Below are 24519 nucleotides of genomic sequence, written 5' to 3' on the forward strand. Positions count from 1 at the left end.
CCCGCATTCGCTTTGTGCCTGGCTTGCACGCTGCCCAGGCCTGGACGCTGACGCACAGGGGGATTGCCCCGCAGGTAAAATCGGGCCTTCACACCCCCCGCCATCTCGCCGGGGGGTGTTTCCCATTTCCGAGCGCAATCCACACATGGACCTTCCCAAACTCACACCCGGCAAACGCTACACCCTGCCCCAGCCCGTCGGCTCGGCGGATGCATTGCTGCTTGCGAACCTGGGACTGCGTGAAAAGGCTGCCGGCAAGCTGACAGCCATCGTCACGTCAGACGCCACCACGGCGCAGCGCCTGCTGGATGAATTGAAGTTTTTTGCGCCCGACCTGCGCTGCGCCCTCTTCCCCGACTGGGAAACGCTGCCTTACGACACCTTCTCGCCGCATCAGGATCTGATCAGCGAGCGGCTGGCCACGCTGTGGCGCATCTCGCAGCGCGACAAGGACACAGGCGCCGATGTGGTCATCGTGCCGGCCACGACCGCGCTGTACCGCCTTGCGCCACCCAGCTTTCTGGCGGGCTACACCTTCGAGTTCAAGGTCAAGCAAAAGCTCGACGAAGCCCGCCTGAAAGCGCAGCTGACGCTGGCGGGCTACAGCCACGTCACGCAGGTTGTCAGCCCGGGTGAATACGCGGTGCGCGGCGGGTTGATTGACCTTTTCCCCATGGGCTCGCTGGTGCCGTTTCGCGTCGATTTGTTTGACGACGAGATCGACAGCATCCGCACCTTCGACCCGGACAGCCAGCGGTCGCTGTACCCGGTGCCCGAAGTGCGCCTGCTGCCGGGCCGCGAGTTCCCCATGGATGACGAGGCGCGCAGCCGCTTTCGCAAGCGCTGGCGCGAACTGCTCGATGGCGACCCGACCAAAAGTCGCATCTATAAAGACATCGGTAATGGCGTGGCGACTGCGGGCATCGAGTACTACCTGCCGCTGTTTTTTGAAGAAACGGCCACCGTCTTTGACTACCTGGGTACCGACGCCACCGTGGTGCTGCACGGCGACCTGGAGCCGGCCTTCCAGCGCTTCTGGCAGGACACCAGGGACCGTTACCGCCTGGTGCGCGACGCGCCCGACCGCCCCGCCCTGCCGCCCGAGGCGCTCTTTCTGGATGCAGAGCAGTTCTACGCACGCGCCAACCACTACGCCCAGCTTGCGCTGCGCTCGACGGTGCAGGACGTGGCAGACAACGCACAGTTCCAGAAGCTTGAAGAGATGGCTGTGGTGCGCGGCGCTGAAGACCCGCTGGTCAAGCTCAAGAGCCATATCCGCAACACGCCGCACCGCGTGCTCATGCTGGCCGAAAGCGATGGCCGGCGCGAGAGCCTGCTGGACTTCTTGCGCGCCAGCGGCGTCAGCCCGCCGGCCTTTGATTCACTCGAAGACTTCCAGACCAGCACTGAAAAGCTGGGTATCGCCACGGCTGCTGTCGATACCGGTTTCAGCTGGCTTGAAGGCGACATCGACTTCATCACCGAGACCGAACTATTTGCTGCCGGCACCACGGTGCGCCGCCGCAACAAGAAGCAGGAGCAGGTCAGCGACGTTGAAGCGCTGATCAAGGACCTTTCTGAGCTGAACGTGGGCGACCCTGTCGTGCACAGCGCCCACGGCATTGGTCGCTACAAGGGCCTGATCAACATGGACCACGGCCAGGGGCCGAGCGAATTTTTGCACCTGCAGTACGCCGACGATGCCACACTGTATGTGCCGGTCAGCCAGTTGCACCAGATCAGCCGTTACACCGGCGTCAGCGCCGACGAGGCCCCCCTGCACCGCCTGGGCAGCGGCCAGTGGGAGAAAGCCAAACGTAAGGCCGCCGAGCAGGTGCGCGACTCTGCCGCCGAGCTGCTGAACATCTACGCGCGCCGTGCCGCACGCGAGGGCCATGCCTTCCGCTACTCGCCCGGCGACTACGAGGCCTTTGCCAACGACTTCGGCTTTGACGAAACCGCCGACCAGCGCGCCGCCATTCATGCCGTCATCCAGGACATGATCAGCCCCCGCCCCATGGACAGGCTGGTGTGCGGCGACGTGGGCTTCGGCAAGACCGAGGTCGCCCTGCGCGCCGCCTTTATTGCGATTACCGGCGGCAAGCAGGTGGCGCTTCTGGCACCAACGACGCTGCTGGCCGAGCAGCACTACCAGACCCTGGTAGACCGCTTTGCCAAGTGGCCGGTCAAGGTGGCGGAGATGAGCCGCTTTCGCTCCGGCAAAGAGATCACCGCCGCCATCAAGGGCCTGGGCGACGGCAGCGTGGACATCGTGGTCGGCACCCACAAGCTGCTGAGCCAGGACGTGAAGTTCGAACGCCTGGGCCTGCTCATCATCGACGAGGAACACCGCTTTGGCGTGCGCCACAAGGAGGCGATGAAGGCCATGCGAGCAGAAGTCGATGTGCTGACACTGACGGCCACGCCAATTCCGCGCACGCTGGGCATGGCGCTGGAAGGTTTGCGCGACCTCAGCGTGATTGCGACCGCGCCGCAACGCCGCCTGGCCATCAAGACCTTTGTGCGCAGCGAAAGCAACGGCGTGATACGCGAGGCTGTTCTGCGGGAGCTGAAACGCGGCGGGCAGGTGTACTTCCTGCACAACGAGGTCGAAACCATCCAGAACCGCCGCGAAAAGCTTGAAGCCCTGCTGCCCGAGGCGCGCATCGCCGTCGCCCACGGCCAGATGCCCGAGCGCGAGCTGGAAAAGGTCATGAAGGACTTCATCGCCCAGCGCTACAACCTGCTGCTGTGCTCAACGATTATTGAAACCGGCATCGACGTGCCGACCGCCAACACCATCGTGATGGCGCGGGCCGACAAGTTCGGCCTGGCGCAGTTGCACCAGCTGCGCGGCCGCGTGGGCCGCAGCCACCACCAGGCCTATGCCTACCTGATGGTGCCCGACATCGAGGGCCTGACCAAACAGGCCAGCCAGCGGCTGGAAGCCATCCAGCAGATGGAAGAATTGGGCTCGGGCTTCTATCTAGCCATGCACGACCTGGAGATTCGCGGCACCGGCGAGGTGCTGGGCGAGAACCAGTCCGGCAACATGATGGAGATCGGTTTCCAGCTCTACAACGAGATGCTGGGCGAAGCTGTGGCGGCCCTCAAGGCAGGCCGCGAGCCCGATTTGCTGAGCCCGCTGAACGTCACTACCGAGATCAACCTGCACGCCCCCGCCCTGCTGCCCAACGACTACTGCGGCGATGTGCATTTGCGGCTGTCGTTCTACAAAAAGCTGGCAACTGCCAAAACCACCGACCAGGTCGATGCCCTGCTCGAAGAGATCGTCGACCGCTTCGGTAAGCTGCCGGCCCAGGCCCAAACCCTGATCGACGTGCACCGGCTGCGGGTGATCGCCAAGCCCTACGGCGTGGTCAAGGTCGATGCGGCGCCGGGCGTCATCAACATCACCTTCAAGAAGGACCCGCCCATCGATTCGATGGCCATCATGCATCTCATCCAGAAGAACCGGCACATCAAGCTGGCCGGCAACGACAAGCTGCGCATTGAGCGCGAACTGCCGGAGCCGAAAGACAGGGCGCAGATGGTGCGCGACGTGCTGCGCAGCCTGGGACAGCCCAAAGTGGAGACGGCAGCGGCTTGAGCCGGCTGTCGGTCACCCTCTAATTACTATTAATTTCATAGCTGCTGACGTGCGTATTTATTGGCCTACAGCCGTTTTTATGCCTGGAAATGGCCTGTTTTCGCCTATTTTTTAAGCACCTCGTCCTCCGGCGAGCCAGTCAACCAGGCATATGCTGAGGCATATGCTAAAGTTGACCCGTTGACTCCAGGGAGCAAAACATGAGCAATCCACCCCCCCTCACCGCTGAAAACCTGCCGGCCTATGCTGCCGATACCGGTGCCCGACATGTCAGGCTGTTCAAAAACGGCGCCAACCAGGCCGTCCGCATACCAAAGGAGTTCGAGCTGCCCGGCAAGGACGCCGTGATGCGGCGTGAAGGCAACCGGCTGATCATTGAAGTTCCAGACAAGCCAGCTCGCGGTACCGCTGCGGCCCTGTTGCTGGCACTGGAAGAAATCCGCAAGATGGGCCCCTGCGAAGACGAGTTTCCCGATGTTGACGGCGGCATGCTGCCCCTTGACGACATCGTTTTATGAGCGCCCCCCTCTACCTGCTGGACACCAACATCGTCAGCCACATGATGGTCGATGGCGCCGGCATGGCCGCAAGGCAGGCCGAAAGCGTGATTGCAGGAAACCCCTCGGTTCAGATGTGCATCAGCGTAGTGGTTCATGGCGAGCTGGCATTCGGTCTGGCGAAGCGACCATCGGCACGCCTTAAAAAAGCGCTGGATGTGCAACTTGAGAACCTGCTGGTTTTGCCGCTGGACGAGACCATGGTTCCCCACTACGCCCACCTGCGCGCAACACTTGAAGCCGACGGCCAGCCCATGGGCGCCAACGACCTGCTCATCGCCGCACACGCGCTTGCACTCGGCGCCACACTGGTCAGCGCTGATGCAGCTTTTGGCCGCATCCCCGGCCTGAAATTTGAAAACTGGCTCGCAGCACCATCGCTGTGACCGTCAAAATCGATACCCTCCCCGCATGACCCCCACAGAAATCTCCCCCGGCCTCGTCGTCAATATTTCCACGCCAGACCTGAAACTCGGCGACTTCAAGCTGATCGCCTTTGACATGGACTCGACGCTTATCAACATCGAGTGCGTTGACGAAATTGCCGATGCCGTCGGCCTGAAGGCCGAGGTAGCCGCCATCACCGAAGCCACCATGCGTGGCGAGATCAAGGATTTCAAGGAAAGCCTGCGCCGCCGCGTCGCCCTGCTCAAGGGCGTGAGCGTGGCCAGCATGGACGAGGTTTACCGCCAGCGCCTCAAGCTCAACCCCGGTGCGGCCGAACTGGTACACGCCTGCAAGCAAGCCGGCATGAAGGTGCTGCTGGTCAGCGGCGGCTTTACCTTCTTTGCCGAACGCGTGCAGGCTGAACTGGGTATCGACTACACCCGCGCCAATGTGCTGGAAGTCGAGGGCGGCCTGCTGACCGGCAAAACCGTGGACCAGCCCTGGGGCGACATCTGCGACGGCGAAGAGAAGAAAAAGATGCTGATCGAGACCTGCGCCATGCTTGGCATCAACCCGCTGCAGGCGATTGCCGTAGGCGACGGCGCCAACGACCTGCCCATGATGGGTGTGGCGGGCCTGTCGGTCGCCTACCACGCAAAACCCAAAGTGCGTGAGCAGGCCATGGTGGCCATCAACGAAGGCGGGCTGGACCGATTGCTGGAACTGCTGAAGTAAATCCACGGGCAGCGGAACCCGGCGGCCGCGCGAGACACCAACAAGCACGAGACACAAAAAAGACAAGCCGAGACAACATGCCCGTTTTCAAGCGATTCGAGAGACTCCTTCACGCCTACCCCGAAGCCGAACCAAGCCCAGTACCCAAGGGCTTTGTTGCCTTTTTGTGGGCCTGTACCGCCGGCGCACGCGGCTACATCCTGGCGCTGGGCATTCTGTCGGCGGCCATGGCCGCCTTTGACGCCCTGCTCTTTGCCATGCTGGGCCGCATCATCGACTGGCTGGGCAAGACACAGCCCGGCAGCCTGTGGGCCGAACAGGGCGGCGTGCTGAAGGTGCTGGCCGGCATTGTGGTCGCCAGCATATTTGTTGTGGCGCTGCAGACCATCGTCAAACACCAGACACTGGCCATCAACTTCCCCATGCGCCTGCGCTGGAACTTTCACCGCCTCATGCTGGGCCAGAGCATGGCCTTTTACCAGGACGAGTTTGCCGGCCGACTGACCACCAAGGTCATGCAGACCGCACTGGCCGTGCGCGACACGCTGTTTGTGCTGGCCGATGTGTTGGTCGCCATGGGCGTGTATGTAGCAACCATGACGGTGCTGGCCGGCGCCTTTGATGTCAAGCTGGTGTTGCCCTTTCTCGTCTGGCTGGCGCTCTACATCGCGTCTCTGGTGTTTTTTGTGCCGCGGCTGGGCAAGATCAGCAAGTCGCAGGCCGATGCGCGCTCCATGATGACGGGCCGCATCACCGATGCGTATTCCAACATCATGACGGTCAAGCTGTTCTCGCACACGCACCGCGAAGCAGCGTTTGCGCGCTCGGCCATGCAGGAGTTTCTCAAGACCGGCTACAGCCAGATGCGGCTGGTGAGTGCGTTCGAGACCGTGAACCACACTCTCAGCATGGGCCTGATCCTCGGCATGGCAGGTACCTCGCTCTGGCTGTGGGACCAGGGCCAGGTCGGCGCAGGTGCCGTTGCAGCAGCTACCGCCATGGCACTGCGCCTGCAAGGCATGTCGCACTGGATCATGTGGGAAACCACCAGCCTGTTTGAAAGCGTGGGCACCGTGCAGGACGGCATCAATACCCTGTCGCGCCCACGCGCCATCGTCGATGCGCCCAACGCCAGCAAACTGACAGTACCCAAAGGCGAAGTCCGCTTCGACAATGTGAGCTTCAGCTACGGCAAGGGCAAACCGGTCATCGACGGCCTGTCGCTGACGGTCAAGCCAGGTGAAAAGATAGGACTGGTCGGACGCTCAGGTGCCGGCAAGTCGACACTGGTCAACCTGCTGCTGCGTTTTCATGACATTGACAGCGGGCGCATCACCATAGACGGGCAGGACATTGCACTCGTCACGCAGGACAGCCTGCGAAGCCACATCGGCATGGTGACGCAGGACACCTCGCTGCTGCACCGCTCTGTGCGTGACAACATCACCTACAGCCGGCCCGACGCCAGCGAAAAAGACCTGCTGGTCGCAGCAGAGCGCGCAGAAGCGCACCACTTCATCGACAGCCTGACAGACCTGCATGGCCGTACAGGTTTTGACGCACACGTTGGCGAGCGCGGCGTGAAGCTGTCGGGCGGCCAGCGCCAGCGCATCGCGATTGCACGTGTGATGCTGAAAGATGCGCCCATACTGCTGCTCGACGAAGCCACCAGCGCGCTGGACTCGGAGGTCGAAGCCGCCATACAGAGCAGCCTGGACACGCTGATGAAGGGCAAGACCGTGATCGCGATTGCGCACCGCCTGTCGACCATCGCGGCCATGGACAGGCTCATCGTGCTGGACCAGGGCCGCATTGTTGAAGAAGGCGACCACCACACGCTGCTGGCCAACGGCGGCCTGTATGCCAGGCTCTGGTCACACCAGAGTGGCGGCTTTCTTGCTGACCAGAACGGTGCCGATGACGGAATCAAGCCTGAGCAGATGGCAGCCTGACGGTGAACCTCGTGCCCTGCCCCGGGGTGCTTGTGACTTCTATCGTGCCGCCATGCACATCCACCGCATTCTTCACAATCGCCAGCCCCAGCCCCGTTCCCTGGATCGCACCGACATTGCTGGCGCGGTGAAAGGATTCAAACAGGTGGCTGATCTCGTCAGCCGGTATGCCAATGCCCTGGTCGGACACTTCAAACACCGTGATGCCCTGCCCGACTGACACATCGAAGTTCACCGTGCCCCCCTCGGGCGAATACTTGATGGCGTTGGACAGCAGGTTGCTGAAAATGTGCCGGAGCAATTTTTCATCGTAAACACCCTGGCTGACCCCACCCGCGAATTGCAGTTTGACATTGCACAAGGTTGGAGCCTGCTGGCTGCAGGCTTCTTCAACCAGCTCTTCGCAAAGCGTTTTCAAATCCAGCGGCCGGGGCAAGAACTCCAGCATCTGTGCATCGGCCTTGCCTATTAGCAGCACGCGGTCCAGCATGCGCATCATGCGGTGCACGCCGACTGAAATGCTGTCCAGAATGTCCGATTTTTCGGACTCGGGCAGCCGGTCACCGTAATGCTTGAGAAGCTCCTGCGCAGACAAAATGCTGGACAGCGGCGTACGAAACTCATGGCTGGTCATGGCCACGAAACGGCTGCGCAGCTCGTTGAGTTCACGCTGCTGCTGAAGCGCTTCCCGTGTGTCTTCTTCTGACTTTTTGCGCTGGGTGATGTCCAGGAAAGTCCAGATCACGCCCGCCTCGGGGTCATTGGGCCTGATGCAGCTTCCGCCTATCTGCACCCAGAAGAGTTCGCCGTTGCGCCGCTTGAGCTGGCGCTCTGCGGTATGTGTGCTGTGGTCAGCCAGTGCAGCCCTGGCCTCACGGCCGAACTGTATCCAGTCGTCGCGGCTGATGTGATAAAACTCTGACGACTTGCCTATCATTTCCTCGCGTGAATAGCCCATCATCTGGGCGAATTTGTCGTTCACCCATTCATGACGGCGCATCACCGACAGAACGATGCCGACCAATGCACTGTTGAGGATGGCTTCACGCTCTGATGATGTCCTGAGCAGCGCGGCTTCAAGCTCCTTGCGCTGGGTGATGTTGGTCATGACCCAGACCGTTCCCTGGCCGAGGTCGCGCGTCACCACCGCCTTGCCCGAGAGCGATACCCAGATCAGCGTGCCGTTGGCCTGGCGCACCTGTATCTCGGTCTGGTAGACCTCACCACGGGCGATGCAGGCGGCCACCTCGCCGCCCACGCGCAGGTACTCTTCACGCGACTGGTAGAACGGTTCCATGGTGGTGACGTTCCTGTCGGTCGAGGCGAAGATGTCCATCATGGCCTGGTTGGCCCAGCGAAAGCGCCCCTCCGGCGAGAGAAAAACAATGCCGACGATGGAGGTCTGCAAAATCGTTTCACGCTCCTGGAGCACCGTGCGGTAGCGCTCCTGCGATTCGCGCAGTGCCTCGACCATGGCATGGTCTACCTGGCTTCTGGCCTGCGCCTGCTCTTTCTCGGCAATCGCCACATTGATGCGGTTGCCCAGGCCGAATGACAGCAACACCATCTCGAGCGCAGAGCCCACCATGAGTGCGTTGGCCGTCAGGGCATTTGAAGGAAGCAGGCCTGTGTTGTGCGCCGCCAGCACGGCAACGCCCAGCAGCAGCACCGCCCATGCAACCAGAAAATAACGCGCACCGGGGTGTTTTCTGCTGACGCTGAGTATGCCCACCAGCACCAGCGTGCTCACCGTCAGGATGGCCAGCACGGTGACCATCCAGACAGACACCACATAGGGTAACAAGAGTGCGGCAGCGACGGCCAGCACCCACAGCACGACCTCGACCTGCAGCAGCCTGTCGAGAAGTGGCATGGTAGTTCTGCTTGACAGGAAATCACGCGCAAACAAAATGCCGAAAACCCCGCTCGCGGCGTTGCTGGCAGAGATGGACACCATGATCCACCAGGACCATTGCGGCCACAGGAACTGCGCGCCCATGCCTGTCAGCGAGGCCTGTGCGACAGCGATCCAGGCCACAAAAGCGACGTAAAAAAGATAGACCCGGTCCCGCAGCGACACAAACAGCAGCAGGTTGTAGAGAAACAGGCCGATCAGCATGCCAAAGTAAAGGCTGAGTACGGAATATTCAAACTGGTCATGCGCCCAGAGCGCAGCCGGTTGCCACAGCCGCACGGGTGTCGCCACCGTGCCCTCTGACATCACACGCAGATAGACCGTGTTGGCCTGCCCAGGTTGCAGGGTCACTGGCAACACATGGTTGCGATGCGGGATCTTGCGTTCGGCGAACGGCAGCAGGTCGCCACCGGCCTGCCGCTCAAAGCTGCCATCAGGCCTTGCGATGTAAAGCTCAAGGCGATCAAGCGGCGGATAAGCTACTTCGAAAAGCCACTGCGAAGGTGAGTCTGGCTGCACATCAAGCGTCAGGCGAAGCCAGAAAGCCGAATGGGTCAGGCCAAAGTTGGTGGCTGTCGCACCTGCATTGACGGGAAAAAACCGCGCCTGCGCTGCGGGCTTGAGGATGTCATCAAGGCCGAGTTGCGCACCCTTGTCTTCGAACACCGTGAAGGCGTTTGAAAGCACATACCGGTCTGCCTTGCCCACCAGCAGATGACCCGTTGACCCGCTTTGCGCGACGGCAACCGGGACAACGCAGCAAACTGCCAGAAGCACCAGCAGGCGCCGGGCCCACCACCCCGGGCTTGAGGAACTGTCGGCCCCCCAGCCCATGTGCGCCACGACACGAACGGCATGCAGGAGTCGGGAGGATATGAACATAAGGCAGCGGGTGTGGGATCCCGCGCATTATGAACGGCCCCTGCCAAAGCAATCCCTCAGGCCGGAAAGCGCAACTCCACATGCCCCGGAGAATGGACAAGGCCAACCCCCTGCGCCTCGGCCAGCGCCTCTACGTCATCCCACCCCAGCTTTCGGTAAGCTGGTGAGCCATCGGTCATCATGACTTCGCCCGAAGAAGCAGACACGCGGATATCCAGCAAAGTTGCGGAGCCAGCAGGAACGACCGTCAACACGACGTCGGAAGGTCCAACACATTCATCGGTCAGCGCCAGCAGGCTGGCCATGAAGACACCGCGCAGGCTGCTCAGAAGTGCCTTGCCTTCGGCACCTTCTGTTTCATTGACGAGATTGATGCCGCGAAACGACATTTCGGTGGCGACCAGCCCCAGGGACTCGGCCACGCAGGTGCTGACCGCGAGGGGTACATCCTCCCGGGGTGCCAGCCATGTCATCAGCCCCATGCACGACGCTGACGCCTCCCGGGCCAGTGCGCTGATGGCGCTGGTGTTTTTGCCCAGGGCCACCATGTCGGGATCAGGTTTTTGCAGGCGCTTTTCAAGCATGGCGGCCATCATGCTGACAGGCTGCAGGGCGCCAGCCATGTCATGCCTCAAGGCCGGCGCCATACGCCTGAGCAATGCGTAGCGTGCCGCCTCGCCAAGGCGTTCCCTGAGGACTTCGGGGGAGTGGTTCATGCGTGTTCCTGAAGGCATTTCATGAGCTGGTCGTAATCGACGGGCTTGACAAGGTGATGATCGAAGCCCGCCTGGCCGGCCCTGTTCCTGTCAGCCGTCTGTCCCCAGCCAGTCAGCGCGATAAGGGTCATGTTTTTGCCGCCTTCCTGCTGCCTGATCATGCGGGCCGCGTCGTACCCATCCATCCCCGGCATGCCTATGTCCATCACGATGACGTCAGGCTGGATGCGTTCTGCGGCCTCCACTGCGGCCACACCGTCATAGACGGCCTTCACGTCAAAGCCGTCCATCCCCAGCAGGGCTTCCAGTGTGTCGGCGGCATCCACGTTGTCATCGACCACAAGGATTTTTCGCGCTGTCAATTCTTTCATCTTCTCTGGATCCATTTTTTCCTGCTGCACTGGCGGCAGCGCCTCTTCAACGACGACCGGCAAGGTCAGCACAAATTCACTGCCCCTGCCCAGGCCCGGACTGGTGACATGCAGGGTGCCACCATGCATTACAGCAAACTGCCGGGCAAGACTCAAACCTATACCCAAACCGGTAGGGGCCTCGCCGGGTACCGGTGTCTGCGCAAACAACTCGAATATACGGGCGATGGACGATGCCTCCAGGCCAATGCCGTTGTCGATCACCCGAAATGTCACGGTCTTTCCGGCAACGTCTGCCGCCAGGACGATATGCCCGCCAGCGGGGGTGAACTTGGCCGCATTGACCAGCAGGTTGGCAACACTTTGCACCAGACGCGCATGGTCGGCAAAAAGCACATGCCCGGAGTCTGGCTGGATGACCTCAAGCTCATGGCCTTTGCTCTCCATGGAGGACATCGAAATTTCAATGGCATGGTTGATCACCGACTGAAGGGAAATCTGACCGGTTTTGAGAACCACCTTGCCAGTGGTTATGCGGGCCACGTCCAGCAGGTCATCCACCAGGCGGGTCAGATGGGTGACCTGCCGGTTGACGACATTGCGCAACTGGGTGACCTGGTCCGAGTGAGGGTGCAGATGATGCAGGATGCCCATGGACGTCCGTATGGGCGCAAGCGGATTGCGTAATTCATGCGCCAGGGTGGCCAGGAATTCATCCTTGCGCTGGTCGGCATCACGTACCTGGTATTGCCTTTCACGCGCGCGAATGGCGGTGCGCGCAGCAGCTATCAGGGCGATGGTGCGTACCGGCCGTTCCAGCACCGTCACATTCCCCAGGTGCTCAACCGCGCGCTGCACGTCCACCGAATCGGCTCCGCTGCGCGTCAGCAGCAGGATGGGAATGTCCGACCAGGTGGGCTGCGCGGCCACATATTCAGCCAGGGGGCGGAGCGCGGTGCCGCTGATGGCTTCCTCCACAAGAAGCAGCGCACCGGCGCCCTGCGAGAGTTGATCCAGCAAATCACCGGGGGAAACGGAGATGATGCAGTCCAGCCCAACCGATTCAAACACCCTTGCCGTCAGGCTGGCGTCCTGCCCGGTAGGTGCACAGATGACGATGCGACGCTCCATCTACCTGATCCCGGCGTCGTCAACCGAAGCGCCGCTTTTGCCGAGATAGACCGGCACCCCGGTGAGAATGCCACGGAAACCACGCAGGGCCTCACCCACATGTATGCCCCTGTCGGACATCGAGAACTGGCGTATGGTGCGCTCGTGAAGGCTCCCGCGTTTTTTGAACACGGAAACAGCCTGCTTGACCTCGCCGTCATGTTCGAAATAACGCAGCATCAACACGTTGTCTGCAAGATAACTCGCATCCACCGTTGTGGACATGGCACCGCCCAGCATGCCCTGCTGCACCCCTATAAGGATGGTGACCACGCCCCGCTGCCCAAGATAGGTGAGCAACTCATGCAAGTGGGTGGTCAGGAATCGCTCGTTGGGCATGGCGTTGAGATAGCCGTTGACGCTGTCAATGACCACCACCCTGGCACCATCATCCGCAGCCCTGCAGACGGCCGTCGCAAATTCTCCCGGGGACAACTCGGCCGGATCGATCTGCCTGATGGTCAACAGGCCGCTGTTGTAATGCGCGCGCACATCCATGCCCAGGCCATCGGCACGGTTGAGCAGGTTGTTGGCCGCTTCCTCGAAAAGGAACATGGCGCTCTGCTGGCCGCGTTGCCCCGCAGCGGATACAAACAGACTGGCCAGCGAGGACTTGCCCGTACCGGGTGGCCCCGCGATGAGCGTGCTTGAGCCTTCCTCCAGACCGCCTCCCAGCAGGGAGTCAAGCTGCGGGAGATTGCTGGTCAATTGAAGGCGTCTGGCCATCACGCGTGATTCGGCAGCCACCAGGCGGGGATAGACCACCAGTCCGCCGTAGCGTATGTCGTAGTCGTGCATGCCGCCGCGAAAAGCCCGGCCGCGGTATTTCACAACACGTACGCGCCGTCGCTCCGCGCCATACTCCTGCACCGATTGCTCCAGCGTGATCACGCCATGCGCGATGCTCCTGACCTGAAGATCGACGCCGGCAGCGGTGCGGTCATCCAGCAGCATCACGGTACAGGCCCGGCTGGCAAAAAATTGTTTGAGGGCGAGCACCTGGCGCCGATAGCGCAGGGGCGTATCTGCAAGCAATTGAAGTTCAGACAGGGAATCCAGCACCACACGGGTCGGCCTGCGTTGCTCGATGGCAGCAAGAATCAGCTGTGTGGTGGTGCCCATCTCGACTTCCGACGGATGGAACATGGTGTACTGGGCCTCGGGTTGCAGCAGGTTTTCCGAGGGCAGCACTTCGTGGATATGAATCCCGTCCATGGACCATCCGTGAGACTCTGCAACACCCCGAAGTTCAGCGGCGGTTTCCGCAAGGGTGATGTAGACAACCGACTCTCCGGCTCTGGCACCTTCCACGAGGAACTGCATGCCGGTGGTGGTCTTGCCGGTGCCCGGCTCCCCCTCGATGAGGTAAATGCGTCCTGTTGTCAGCCCGCCGCCAAGAATATTGTCAAGGCCTTCAACGCCGGTGGACAGGAGCTCGTCATCTTTCGTTTGCTGGATATTCTGGTGGGTCATGTGTTACCAATATCTGGTTATTCTGGTTGATGGCAGCCACATGCAACTTTCAGACGGGATAAGCAAAAAGAAGCGTGTAACACTTCCAATTATTAGCAACACAGGGTACAGGCCACGGGGCTTGCGAGCGGACGGGTGCGTCGGAAATCACTGGATCAGCATGTAGGACCAGGCTGACAATGGCCTCCTCCCGACCGCGCATCACACCGCATCAACCGATCAGCGATTGCAGAAAGTCTTTGTCGAAATGCTGGCCAATATAGTCAGCGAGACCGTCAAACACGCTGTCGAGCGTGGCGGCTGACGCGCCAAACAGGGCCTTCAGAACCTCAGGATCTTCGAACATGCCGTGGAGGTAGATACCCAGAACATTGCCCGCAGCGTTTTGCCAGGCGAGCCCGCCGGACATGACGGCTACGGCTGCGTCGCCAGCGGCAGCCATGTCAGCGCGAACCGAGGTCTGCCCGTGATGGATTTCATACCCCTGCACCTGCACGCCGGAAAGCGCGCCCCACGGTCCCCGCAACGCCCCGAACCTTGCGCGACTGTGCTGCACGGTTTTGTTTTCCTCGAACACGGTCACCAGGGACAGCAGCCCCAGACCCGGTCCATTGCCATCAATGCCATGCGGGTCTATCAAGGCCTCACCCAGCATCTGAAGGCCGCCGCACACGCCCAGCACCATGCCGCCTGAACCTGCATGCACAGCAATGGCCTGATCAAGACCCTGCGTACGTAGCCAGGCGAGGTCGCTGCTGGTGTGCTTGGACCCCGGCAGGATGATCCAGTCAGTCGCCACCAGGCCGGCCAGATCGGCCGGGCTTCGCGCCCACAGCAGGCGGACGCCAGGAATGTTCTTCAGCGGCTGGAACTCGTCAAGGTTGCTCAGGCGCGGATAGGCGACCACCGCAATGGTTTTGGTGACCACGCCTGTGGCCCGGCTGCGGTCGTCAAATACGCCATCTTCTTCAGGCAGGCCGTGTTGCCACCACATGGGCAGTGTGGCCACTGTCTGCACACCTGTCAGGTCTTCGAGCATCTGCGGGCCGGGCGCCAGCAACCCTGCATCACCTCGAAACTTGTTGAGCACAAAGCCCCTGATCAGCTTTTGCTCTGCGGCATCAAGCATGGCCCAGGTGCCATACAGGTGGGCAAACGCACCGCCGCGGTCAATGTCAGTGACCAGCAGGCAGGCTGCGTTGGCATGAAGCGCCACGCGCATGTTGACGATGTCGCTGGCCTTCAGGTTGATCTCGGCCGGGGAACCCGCACCCTCCATGACCACGACATCGTTTTCCTCGAGCAGTTCGTCCAGCGCCTGCGCAACCACAGGCCAGACCGATGCACTGCGGCCTCGCCATTCCATGCGCGACAGGTCAGCATTGACCTGTCCCATGAGGACGACCTGGCTCTGGGTGTCCTTTTCGGGTTTGAGCAGCAAAGGGTTCATGCGCACATCCGGCACGGCCCGTGCGGCCAGCGCCTGGAAATACTGCGCGCTGCCGATTTCACCCCCTGCCACAACCCTTGCGTTGTTGCTCATGTTCTGGGCCTTGAACGGAGCGACCTTCAGGCCCTGCCTCGCGTAATAGCGGCAAAGCGCAGTCGTCAGCCAGCTTTTGCCGGCACCGCTGGTGGTGCCCAGAACCATGACACTTTTTGCCCTCATGCGGTCTTTCCGGTAATGAATTGCCACGTATTGTGCAGCGCGTCCTGCGCTTCTGGCGCTTGCACACTGACGCGCACCATACCTGGCAGGCCGAATGAACCTGCATCGCGCAGCTTGATGCCGCGCTGTCGCAGGCGTCCCAAAGCAGCTGCCAGCGACATCGCATCGGGCAAGGCTGGCCGGGCGCAAAAGAAGTTTGCGTGGCTGGCCTCGCAACGCCAGCCCATGGCCTCGCACAAGGCAAGCTGTCTGGTTTTCCAGTTGCGCAAGGTGTGAAGGCTGCCCGCCAGCCACGCCTGTACGTCTGGCTGCGTCCATGCCTGCAACATCGCCACGCCATGGCTGCCCACGGGCCACGACGGGCATAGCGCATCCATGGCTTGAACCTCGGCATCGGCGTCAAGCGGTGCAATGGCGTAGGCTGCACGGACGCCGGTCAGGCCCAGCGCCTTGTTCGGTGTCCACAGTTGCCAGACGGATTGCAACTGCTTGTGTGTCAGCGCCACCGCACCTTCAAGGCGCAGGGGCTCGTATGCACGGTCAAGCACCACAACATCACCCTTCCCCCGCGTGGTCACCAGGTCCGGCAGGCGTTCATCGCCGAGCCCCTGCGGGCTGGAAGGATCACAACTCCAGCGCAAAGGCGCTTTTGCATCTGTGCTGGCGGGTTTCATCGCACAGGCTCTGGCTGCCTGCGCATAGTCGCCATAGCTGTGCACGGGCAGGGACACAGTATTCCCGCCGCGCCGGGACACCATGGAGGTGATCCGGAAAATAAACTCGCTCGCACTTGAGGCAAAAACAATTCGCCGTACATCTACATGGTGAAAGCCGGCCAGTTGCTGGCGCAGTCCGGTATAGGCAGCATCCGGATAGTGTGTCGGGTCGGCTTGCAGCACCGCCGATAACGCATGCGGAGACGGACCGCATGCATTGCTGTTGGTCGAGAAGTCATGCAATGGAACGCCCGCCTCATCGGGACCGCCATGGACCCGCGTGCCGGGAAAAGACTGGTTCTTCATGAAAGGAATGCAAGCGCGAACAGAACCAGGACAAGTGCCCAGGAAGACCAGCCAATGATTTCAAGCACGCAGGACGCGCGTCTGATGGCCAGGCTGACATCTGCAGCGACCGGTGAACGCCCCGACGCGTTGAGTGAATAAACGCCAGGCTTGCGCAGGCAGACGTCCAGCGTCAACGCCATGGCAGCCATGGGCCAGCCACTGTTGGGCGAAGGTGTCTTGCGGGCTTCGGTACGCAGCCCCGCAAAGGAAGAGAAGTCCCGGCCCGCCAGGAGCAACAGTACAGCGGTGATGCGCGCGGGTACCCATGACAGCGCATCGTCCGCCCATGCAGCCCATTTGCCGGCCCACTCCCACGTCACACCGTGCCTTGAGCCCCGGTAACCCCACATGGCATCGGCCGTATTGGAAAACCGGTAAATCACCGCACCGGGAAGGCCGAGCAACACAAACCAGAAAATCGGGGCCACGACCGAGTCGCTGAGGTTCTCTGCGAGTGATTCGATGGCGCTCTCGCGTACCTCACTTTCAGTGAGCGTTGACGTGTCACGGCTGACAAGCATGCCCAGCCTTTGCCTGCCCACAGTGAGCGACTGCTTCAGCGCGGCATCAACCGCAAGCGTTTCATCGCGCAGCATGCGCCACGAGAACATCGTCTTGAAGAGCCACGCAGACGCCCCCAGACACAACAGGGAATATAGGACGTCGGGAAGGCCACGGCCAGCCGCCACCGCCGCGATTTCATGAAATGCCGACGCCTGGACGATCCAGGCCAGCATCCAGGCACACAGAACACCCACCCACCAGGTAACCGCCCCGATCAGAAATGCTACAGCGGGTTGACACCGGGTGGACATACGCCCGCACAAGTCGAGGTACTCACCCATCCACACCACCGGGTGCCATGCCACTGCAGGCTCGCCCCATGTCCGGTCAATCCAGAGCGCCAGCAGCAGGCAAGCCGCCTGCGCAAAAGCCAGCCACAGGACCGGGTCTGGCGCCAGCCCCGTCAGCATGGCGCTCTGGATGGCAAACCAGTCCACCCGGCCGGCAACACTGCAAGGCCTGCCGTTTGGGGCTCGCCTGGCATTGGGTCAGATGCGCAACTCAGCATGATTCGTAGGTCAAGGAATGCCGGCTTGTGATGCAGCCCAGCCGCGCATCTTTTTGTCGCATGCATGCTGCATCACCACATGCTGCGCCGGCATGAAAAATCATGTTGTTCCCTCAGGGCTGGAAACCTGACCCCAGCCATCTTCAAACATCATGTCCTCCAGCTTGCTGCGGGTCGCCCAGTTTTCGGATTGCAGCATGGGTTTGTCGTAGAAAGCCTTGACCGGACCGAGGCACAGGACAGCAACAGGCTTGCTGCCTTCAGGCATGCCCAGCAGCCTGGCCAGTTGCACCGGACAGAAAAGCGAGACCCATCCCATGCCCAGACCTTCGGTACGTGCAGCCAGCCACAGATTCTGTATCGCACACGCCGCAGAGGCGAGGTCCATCTCCGGGAGGGTGCGGCGCCCGAAGATGTGCTGCTCGCGGCCTTCAGGCAATGCCACCACAAGAACTTCTGCGGCATCGAGTACACCCTGCACCTTCAGTTTCATGAACTCGTCTTCGCGTTGACCCAGGGCCTTTGCGGTCAGCAACCTCTCCCGCTCTACAAGCGTGTGCAACTCCACCCGCAGGGGCTTGCTACGCACGCGTATGAAACGCCAGGGCTGCATGAAGCCTACGCTGGGTGCATGGTGCGCGGCGGACATCAGGCGCCGCATGACATCGGCAGGGACTTCACCGCCCACGAAATGTCGCATGTCACGCCGTTCGAAAATGGCCCGGTAGACGGCGTCGCGCTCCGCTGTGCTGAAGGCAAGGTCCGGGACAGCCGGGGTGACGGAATCAGCATGCATAAACCGGAATCAGGCGTGCACGGATCAGTCTTCGATACCGCGCTGTGCGGGCACGCCCGCATTGAAGGCATGTTTGACCTTGGCCATTTCCGTGACCGTGTCAGCCAGTTCAATAATCTCGGGTGGGCAACGGCGGCCAGTGATGACCACATGCACATCCCTGGGCCGGCTTTTCAGGGTCGCCAGCACATCGTCAAGCGGCAACCAGCCATAGATCAGCGGGTAGGTCAGTTCATCCAGCACCACCATGAAATTCTCACCGTTAAGGATGGCAGCACTGGCTTTTTCCCAGCCGTTCCTGGCCAGTTGGGCGGAATGTTCAAGGTCCTGGCTTTTCCAGCTGAAGCCGTCACCCAGGCCTTCAATCGGAATGCCGAGTTGCTCGAACATGCGGTGCTCCCCGAAGCGCGCTGTCGGCACCTTCATGAACTGGAAAATCCTGACACCCTTGCCATGCACATGGTGCCGGCCATGGGCGCGCAGCGCAAGGCCGAAAGCCGCTGTGCTTTTACCCTTGCCATCGCCCGTGTTGACGATGATGATGCCACGGCGCTCGCCCTCGGGTTTTTCATAGGGTTTGTTGACGGGAGCGGTTTCGATTTGCATGTTTCAAAGTTCCTTCAAATTCTGGGCAGCGCCACCCACTGGCCAGATACCAGGTGTACACCGATACGCTGGTCAAACACCTCCTGCAGCGCGCGGTGTGTGGCCGGGTCGATGCAGGCACCCTGATGCGTGACGCGGCCCTGATCCATCACCACGAGTTCATCGGCCTGCAAGGCAAATGAAATTTCATGGAGCACGCTGACGACGGTCTTACCGCCCGCCACCAGTTCGCGCACGATGAGCAGCCAGTCGGCCTGATGGGGGGGATCCAGGTTGGCCATGGGTTCGTCCATCAGCAACACCTGGGCTTGTACCGCCAGGGCGCGAGCCAGCAGCACACGCTGGCGTTCGCCGCCCGAGAGCTGGCCCAGGGCGCGCTGACGCCAATCCCACGCGCTGGTGGCACGCAGCGCGCCCTCCACCGCGGCATGGTCAGCTTCGCTGGGGGGCGCCAGCCAGGCCTGGTGCGGCAGACGTCCCAGCATGGCCACGTCCCATACCGTCAAATCATCGGCTGAGGCTTCGTTCTGTCCCAGCCAGGCCAGCTGGCGGGCACGCTCGCGGTGTGGCAGGCTGTGCAAAGGCTGGCCAAGCAGCGTGACGCTGCCACTGTGTGCGAGCAGCCCGGCCAGCGCCCTGAGCAGGGTGGATTTGCCTGCGCCGTTGGGTCCCACGATGCTGGTCCACCGTGCCGCAGCAAAGTCCAGGCTGATATCGTGCAGCACGCGTTGTTTATGAAGACCGGTTCCGAGACTGGCCCCTATGGAACGTGCGCCTATGGCTACTGAATTCATGGCAGTGTTCATGTCGGGTGCGCTCCACCCAGATTGCTGCTGCGGTGCATGAGCCACAGCAGGTAACCGCCGCCCAGCACGGCGGTGAGCATGCCCACTGGCAACTCCTGCGGCGCAATCAAACCGCGCGCCAGCGTGTCGGCAGCCATCAGCAAAACGCCGCCCATCAGGCTGGAGAGCAGCATCAAGTGGGCGTGCGTGGTCTTGACAACCGACCGCACCAGATGTGGAGCTGCCAGGCCGACAAAGGCGATCAGCCCGGTCTGGGCCACGGCCGTACCCGTGGCCAGCGCCAGCACCGCCACCAGCGCCGCACGCATGGGCGCCACGGGAAGACCCAGGCTGATGGCGGTGGCGTCTCCCAGGCTCAGCCCGTCGAGCACGCGGGCCAGCAGCCAGGCCGCCAGTACGCACACGGCCCAGACGCCAACCATGAGGATGCACGAAGTCCAGCCGACAAAGGCGGTCGAGCCGAGCATGAAGGCCTGCATGGCCTGCAGCGATTCGGGCGAGAACAGCAGCACCAGATGCGTCGTGGCACCCAGCACCACGCCCACCACCACACCGGCCAGCAGCAGGCGCAAGGTATGCCCCACACCGCGCGACAGCATCAGGGTGAGCATCACCGCCAACACGGCGCCCATAAACGCTGCGCCCGTGAGACCCAGTCGCACCCACACGCTGCTGGAGAACACACTGACAGTCACACCACCATTCATCATGCTGCCGCCCAGCATGCCTGCACCACCGCCCAGGGCCGCAAGCGCCAATGCAACACCCAACGATGCTCCTGATGCACTGCCCAGCAGATAGGGGTCAGCAAGGGGGTTGCGAAACAGGCCCTGCGCAACCGCGCCGGCCAGGCCCAGCAAAGCGCCTGCGGCCCAGGCGCCCAGCGTACGCGGCAGCCGGATTTGCCAGACGATCTGCTGCGCCATCGCGGTTTGCTGCGGGTCCTGCGCAGGATTCAGAAGCGGCCGGATCAAATTCTCGAGCCCGGCACTTCCCACGCAAATGCCCAACGCCACGAGGGCCAGCGCACCCAGCACCCCGACCCATACCAGCCACCACACGCGGGCCTGCATCATGGCTTGGGCCCCATCACTGCCGCAGGGGACCCGGGCGCCTTGCCGGTCAAACACCGGGCCATCAGGCGCGCACCTTCTGCCATGCGGGGGCCGGGACGCACCAGCACATTGGCCTCTTCCGTCGGGAAGATGCAGACCCGCTGCTCGCGCAGTGCGCGAATGCCCTGCCAGCCGGGCCGCACCTGCAGGCCGTCGGCGCTGCGTTGACCAATCATGATCAGGTCGGGGTTGGCCCGGACGATGTACTCGGGATTCAGCTTGGGAAAAGGTCCCAGCCTGGCGGGCACGATGTTTTTGACACCCAGACGTGTCAGCGTCTCACCAATGAAAGACGACTCGCCCGCCGCGTACGGGCCCGGGTTGACCTCAAAGTAGACCCGCGTACCGCGCGTACCGGCCGGCAGCGACTGGGCCGCTGCGGAAACACCCGCGTCGATCGTGCGCCAGATGCGCGCGGCATCACCCACCTCCAGCAACTGGCCCAGTTTGAGTATCACGCGCTGCACGTCGGCATGGGTTTTAGGCTCCAGCGCCACTACCCGCAGACCCAGCGCCCGCAACCGCTCGCCCCCGCGTGACGAGGTGGCCATGAGCACCACATCGGGTTTGAGAGCAACGATCATTTCAATATTCGGATCTATGCCGCCGCCCACCACGGTCAGGCGTTTGACGCTGTCCGGGTAATTGGAATACCGGTCCACACCTACCAGTCGGTGGCACTGCCCCAGCTCGCAGACGCTTTCGGTCAGCGAAGGCAGCAGGCTGACGATGCGCTGTGGCGATTGCTCAAACGTCACGGTCACGCCGCGATCGTCAGTCACCTGCAACGCCCGGACGGGCACGGCCAACACCAGGAAAAACAGGGGCACCAGAAAGGCGAGACGTTTCACAAAGGGGCTTTCAGGGTCAGCGGCAAACCGGCAGCCATGAGGGTGACTCGCTCACAGGCACCGGCCACCTGCTGGTTCAGCAAGCCGAGCGCATCGACAAAGGCGCGCGTCTCCCGCCCCATCGGGATCACGCCCAGGCCGATCTCGTTGCCAACCAGCACGACAGGTCCGCGGGCCGACCCAATGGCCCTCAAGGTCATGGCCATTTCCCCACCTTCCCTGAGCACTGCAGACGGGTTTGACTCATGGCCCGGCGCGGGCATGAGCCAGTTCGTCAGCCAGAGGGTCAGGCAGTCGACCACCACCAGGGTGTTTTCAGCGCTATGCCGGGCCATGGCGCCGGCCAGTTGCAGAGGCGCTTCTACAGTGGTCATGCCGGGCACACGTTCGGCCCTGTCCTGCTGGTGGCGCCGGATGCGTTCCTTCATTTCCTCGTCCCACGGGCGGGCCGTGGCAATCAGCACAGCCCGGTGTACGGGGGATTGCGCCAGCCAGCAGTTTGCCAATAGTTCCGCGCGGCGCGACTTGCCGCTTTTCTGGCCACCGAGTATCAACTCGGTGCGGGATATTGAAACGGCCTCAACCATGATCACGGCTCCATTGCATGATGATGCGGTGCAGTTGCTCAACACCATCGGTCAGCGATGCCGGGCCAGGTTGAAGGATCTCCGCAGACTTGATTTCAAACAGCTGGTTGTTCCTGACCGCGTTGACACCCTCCCACCCGGGACGCCTGCGCACATGGTCCGGACGAAACTTGCGGCCGCACCACGAGCCGAAAATGATGTCAGGATTGCGTTGAACGATCTCGCCACCGTCTGCAATGATGCGGTCCTTGCCCATGGCTTTGGTGGCGAGTTCCGGAAAGCAGTCGTCGCCCCCCGCAATGCCCATCAGCTCGGATACCCAGGCGATTGCGCTGATGTGCGGGTCGTACCATTCTTCAAAAAATACGCGGGGCCGGCGTTTCAGGGTCGCAGCCTCCTGCTCGATGGCCAGCAACCTGCCCTGCATGGACTGCATCAACTCAAGCCCCCTGGCCTGCTGGCCGACCATGGCTGCAAGCTGGAACATCATGGAGAAAATCTCCGCGACGCTGCGCTGGTTGAAGATCGTGACCTGAACGCCTTTTTTGACCAGTTGGGAGGCGATGTCGGCCTGCAGGTCGGAGAACCCGATCACGCAATCCGGCTTGAGGTCGATGATCTTGTCAATCTTTGCACTGAGGAAGGCACTGACCCTGGGTTTTTCTTCACGCGCCCGCGGTGGCCGCACGGTGTAGCCGGAAATACCCACAATGCGGCGCTCTTCGCCCAGCATGTAAAGCCATTCGGTAGGCTCCTCAGTCAGGCAAACGATGCGTTGCGGACCATAGGCAGACTGGTCCGTGCCCGAGGCCAGCGTCCGCCAATCGGTGATTTTTTCAGTCATGCAGGAGCCTTCACAAACAGTGCGGCGGCGGCAGCCGGATTGGATGCAAACCACGCATGAAAATAACTTGCCTGAACGGCTCCTGAAGGGCCGTGTACATACAGGGCCTCACCCTCACCCCTCATTTTTTTCCCCGGAGCAGCCGTCGTGCGGGACCTGGGCATCAGGCCGGTTTCAACGGTGGAGTAGTGAAACGAATGGCCACGCATCGCACCACCCGGCAATTCAAGCTGCTGCGGGCCCAGGGCGGCGAGACGCTTTTGGAGCGTCACGCTGCCCGGCAGAACGCCCCACATGGGAAAGCTTGTGCCATCTGCCGTCGTGAGTTTGTCAAACAGCGCCATCATGCCGCCGCATTCCGCCCAGACCGGTTTGCCAGCATTCACATGCGCTGCGATGCCTGCTTTCATCGGGCCATTCGCAGCAATGGCCCCGGCGTGCAGTTCCGGGTAGCCACCGGGAAGCCAGAGCGCATCGCACGCGGGCAAAGCCGCATCCTTGAGTGGTGAAAAATATACCAGCCGCGCGCCCATGGCTTGCAGGCAGTCGACGTTGGCTGCATACATGAAACAGAACGCGGCGTCCCTTGCCACTGCGATGGTTGTACCCTGCAAGGCATGTTGGGAGATGTGTGCATCAGTTGTACTTTCCACCTCGAAAATCACGTCCCATGCATGAAGGTCGGCAGCCGTCATCTGGCCCAGCGGTGTAGTCGCAAGTGCATCGGCAGCTGCATCGAGTCGCGCTTCGGCGTCTAACAGTTCGCCGGCCACGACAAGGCCAAGATGACGCTCGGGCAAGGCAAATGCGTCACCGCGCATCAGCCCGCCCTGCCATTGGGAGGCATCACGCAGCCCGTCTTTGAGCATGTCCGCATGCCCGGGCGAAGCCACCCGATTGGCCAGTACTCCGGCAAAACGCAGGCCCTCGCGGTAATGCTGCAAACCCCAGGCCAGCGCCCCGAACGTACCGGCCATGGCGCTGGCATCAATCACCGCAAGCACGGGCAGACCGAAACGCTGCGCAAGGTCTGCCGCACTCGGGTCACCATCAAACAGCCCCATCACGCCCTCAACAATGATGAGGTCTGCATCCGCCGCGGCGTCATGCAGGCGCCGGGCACAGTCAGCCGGGCCTGTCATCCACAAGTCAAGCTGGTGCACCGGCGCACCGCTGGCAAGGGTGAGCCAGTGCGGGTCCAGAAAATCAGGGCCGCACTTGAACACGCGAACCCTCAGCCCCTGCCGCGAATGCAGACGCGCCAGCGCACAGGCAACAGTCGTCTTGCCCTGTCCGGAAGCCGGAGCGGCGACAAGGATGGCGGGGCAGTTTGCGGTCATG

General features: G+C 61.9%; 20 protein-coding genes. 5 read left to right on the forward strand and 15 right to left on the reverse strand.

What is annotated here, in order from left to right:
- Window positions 1-145 precede the first annotated feature (145 nt).
- The 5 genes from mfd (at window position 146) to HYX42_RS18955 (ending at window position 7241) form a co-directional block, all read left to right on the forward strand.
- Window positions 146-3610 carry a transcription-repair coupling factor gene (gene mfd, locus HYX42_RS18935; RefSeq protein WP_293406049.1) on the forward strand — a complete coding sequence of 1155 codons (3465 nt, stop codon included), beginning with the start codon at window positions 146-148 and terminating at the stop codon, window positions 3608-3610.
- 200 nt (window positions 3611-3810) lie between these two features.
- The gene (locus tag HYX42_RS18940; protein WP_366931167.1) at window positions 3811-4128 is read left to right on the forward strand and encodes a virulence-associated protein VapB; all 318 of its coding nucleotides are present in this window, start codon (window positions 3811-3813) and stop codon (window positions 4126-4128) included.
- Window positions 4125-4553: a PIN domain-containing protein gene (locus HYX42_RS18945; protein ID WP_293406051.1), complete on the forward strand. Its 429-nt coding sequence runs from the start codon at window positions 4125-4127 to the stop codon at window positions 4551-4553. The genes HYX42_RS18940 and HYX42_RS18945 overlap by 4 nt, the downstream gene beginning before the upstream one ends.
- A 25-nt stretch (window positions 4554-4578) precedes the next feature.
- Window positions 4579-5289, forward strand: a complete 711-nt coding sequence (gene serB, locus HYX42_RS18950) for a phosphoserine phosphatase SerB (RefSeq protein WP_293406053.1) — start codon at window positions 4579-4581, stop codon at window positions 5287-5289.
- Between the two features lie 77 nt (window positions 5290-5366).
- Window positions 5367-7241 (forward strand): ABC transporter ATP-binding protein, encoded by a 1875-nt coding sequence (locus HYX42_RS18955; protein WP_293406055.1) that lies wholly within the window; start codon window positions 5367-5369, stop codon window positions 7239-7241.
- On the opposite strand, the gene HYX42_RS18960 is transcribed toward HYX42_RS18955, so the two are convergent.
- The 15 genes from HYX42_RS18960 to HYX42_RS19030 form a co-directional block, all read right to left on the reverse strand.
- Complete coding sequence (locus HYX42_RS18960; protein WP_293406057.1) at window positions 7216-10038, reverse strand: 7TM diverse intracellular signaling domain-containing protein; 2823 nt, start codon at window positions 10036-10038, stop codon at window positions 7216-7218. The genes HYX42_RS18955 and HYX42_RS18960 overlap by 26 nt on opposite strands.
- A gap of 56 nt (window positions 10039-10094) precedes the next feature.
- Window positions 10095-10754, reverse strand: coding sequence for a hypothetical protein (locus tag HYX42_RS18965; protein ID WP_293406059.1), 660 nt, complete (start codon window positions 10752-10754; stop codon window positions 10095-10097).
- Window positions 10751-12256: a response regulator gene (locus HYX42_RS18970; RefSeq protein ID WP_293406061.1), complete on the reverse strand. Its 1506-nt coding sequence runs from the start codon at window positions 12254-12256 to the stop codon at window positions 10751-10753. Before HYX42_RS18970 ends, HYX42_RS18965 begins: the two co-directional genes overlap by 4 nt.
- On the reverse strand, window positions 12257-13768 hold the full coding sequence (locus tag HYX42_RS18975) for an ATPase domain-containing protein (protein WP_293406063.1): 1512 nt from the start codon (window positions 13766-13768) through the stop codon (window positions 12257-12259).
- Between the two features lie 211 nt (window positions 13769-13979).
- Window positions 13980-15437 carry a cobyric acid synthase gene (locus tag HYX42_RS18980; protein WP_293406066.1) on the reverse strand — a complete coding sequence of 486 codons (1458 nt, stop codon included), beginning with the start codon at window positions 15435-15437 and terminating at the stop codon, window positions 13980-13982.
- A complete protein-coding gene (locus HYX42_RS18985) occupies window positions 15434-16459 on the reverse strand; it encodes an aminotransferase class I/II-fold pyridoxal phosphate-dependent enzyme (protein ID WP_293406068.1) in 1026 nt (341 codons plus the stop codon). Before HYX42_RS18985 ends, HYX42_RS18980 begins: the two co-directional genes overlap by 4 nt.
- Window positions 16456-17475, reverse strand: a complete 1020-nt coding sequence (cbiB, locus tag HYX42_RS18990; RefSeq protein ID WP_293406802.1) for an adenosylcobinamide-phosphate synthase CbiB — start codon at window positions 17473-17475, stop codon at window positions 16456-16458. Before cbiB ends, HYX42_RS18985 begins: the two co-directional genes overlap by 4 nt.
- Before the next feature lie 198 nt (window positions 17476-17673).
- Entirely contained in the window at window positions 17674-18369 is a 696-nt protein-coding gene (gene bluB / locus HYX42_RS18995) for a 5,6-dimethylbenzimidazole synthase (RefSeq protein ID WP_293406070.1), read from the reverse strand.
- Window positions 18370-18393: 24 nt separating this feature from the next.
- Window positions 18394-18975 (reverse strand): cob(I)yrinic acid a,c-diamide adenosyltransferase, encoded by a 582-nt coding sequence (gene cobO, locus HYX42_RS19000; protein ID WP_293406072.1) that lies wholly within the window; start codon window positions 18973-18975, stop codon window positions 18394-18396.
- Between the two features lie 14 nt (window positions 18976-18989).
- Window positions 18990-19769, reverse strand: a complete 780-nt coding sequence (locus tag HYX42_RS19005) for an ABC transporter ATP-binding protein (protein ID WP_293406074.1) — start codon at window positions 19767-19769, stop codon at window positions 18990-18992.
- 8 nt (window positions 19770-19777) lie between these two features.
- A complete protein-coding gene (locus tag HYX42_RS19010) occupies window positions 19778-20857 on the reverse strand; it encodes an iron ABC transporter permease (protein ID WP_293406076.1) in 1080 nt (359 codons plus the stop codon).
- On the reverse strand, window positions 20854-21747 hold the full coding sequence (locus tag HYX42_RS19015; protein ID WP_293406078.1) for an ABC transporter substrate-binding protein: 894 nt from the start codon (window positions 21745-21747) through the stop codon (window positions 20854-20856). Before HYX42_RS19015 ends, HYX42_RS19010 begins: the two co-directional genes overlap by 4 nt.
- A complete protein-coding gene (locus HYX42_RS19020; protein WP_293406080.1) occupies window positions 21744-22334 on the reverse strand; it encodes a bifunctional adenosylcobinamide kinase/adenosylcobinamide-phosphate guanylyltransferase in 591 nt (196 codons plus the stop codon). The genes HYX42_RS19015 and HYX42_RS19020 overlap by 4 nt, the downstream gene beginning before the upstream one ends.
- Entirely contained in the window at window positions 22327-23178 is an 852-nt protein-coding gene (locus HYX42_RS19025) for a cobalamin-binding protein (protein ID WP_293406082.1), read from the reverse strand. The genes HYX42_RS19020 and HYX42_RS19025 overlap by 8 nt, the downstream gene beginning before the upstream one ends.
- Entirely contained in the window at window positions 23175-24518 is a 1344-nt protein-coding gene (locus tag HYX42_RS19030; RefSeq protein ID WP_293406084.1) for a cobyrinate a,c-diamide synthase, read from the reverse strand. The genes HYX42_RS19025 and HYX42_RS19030 overlap by 4 nt, the downstream gene beginning before the upstream one ends.
- Window position 24519 lies beyond the last annotated feature (1 nt).

The organism is Polaromonas sp. (genome assembly GCF_016185115.1).
Taxonomy (GTDB): Bacteria; Pseudomonadota; Gammaproteobacteria; order Burkholderiales; family Burkholderiaceae_C; genus Polaromonas.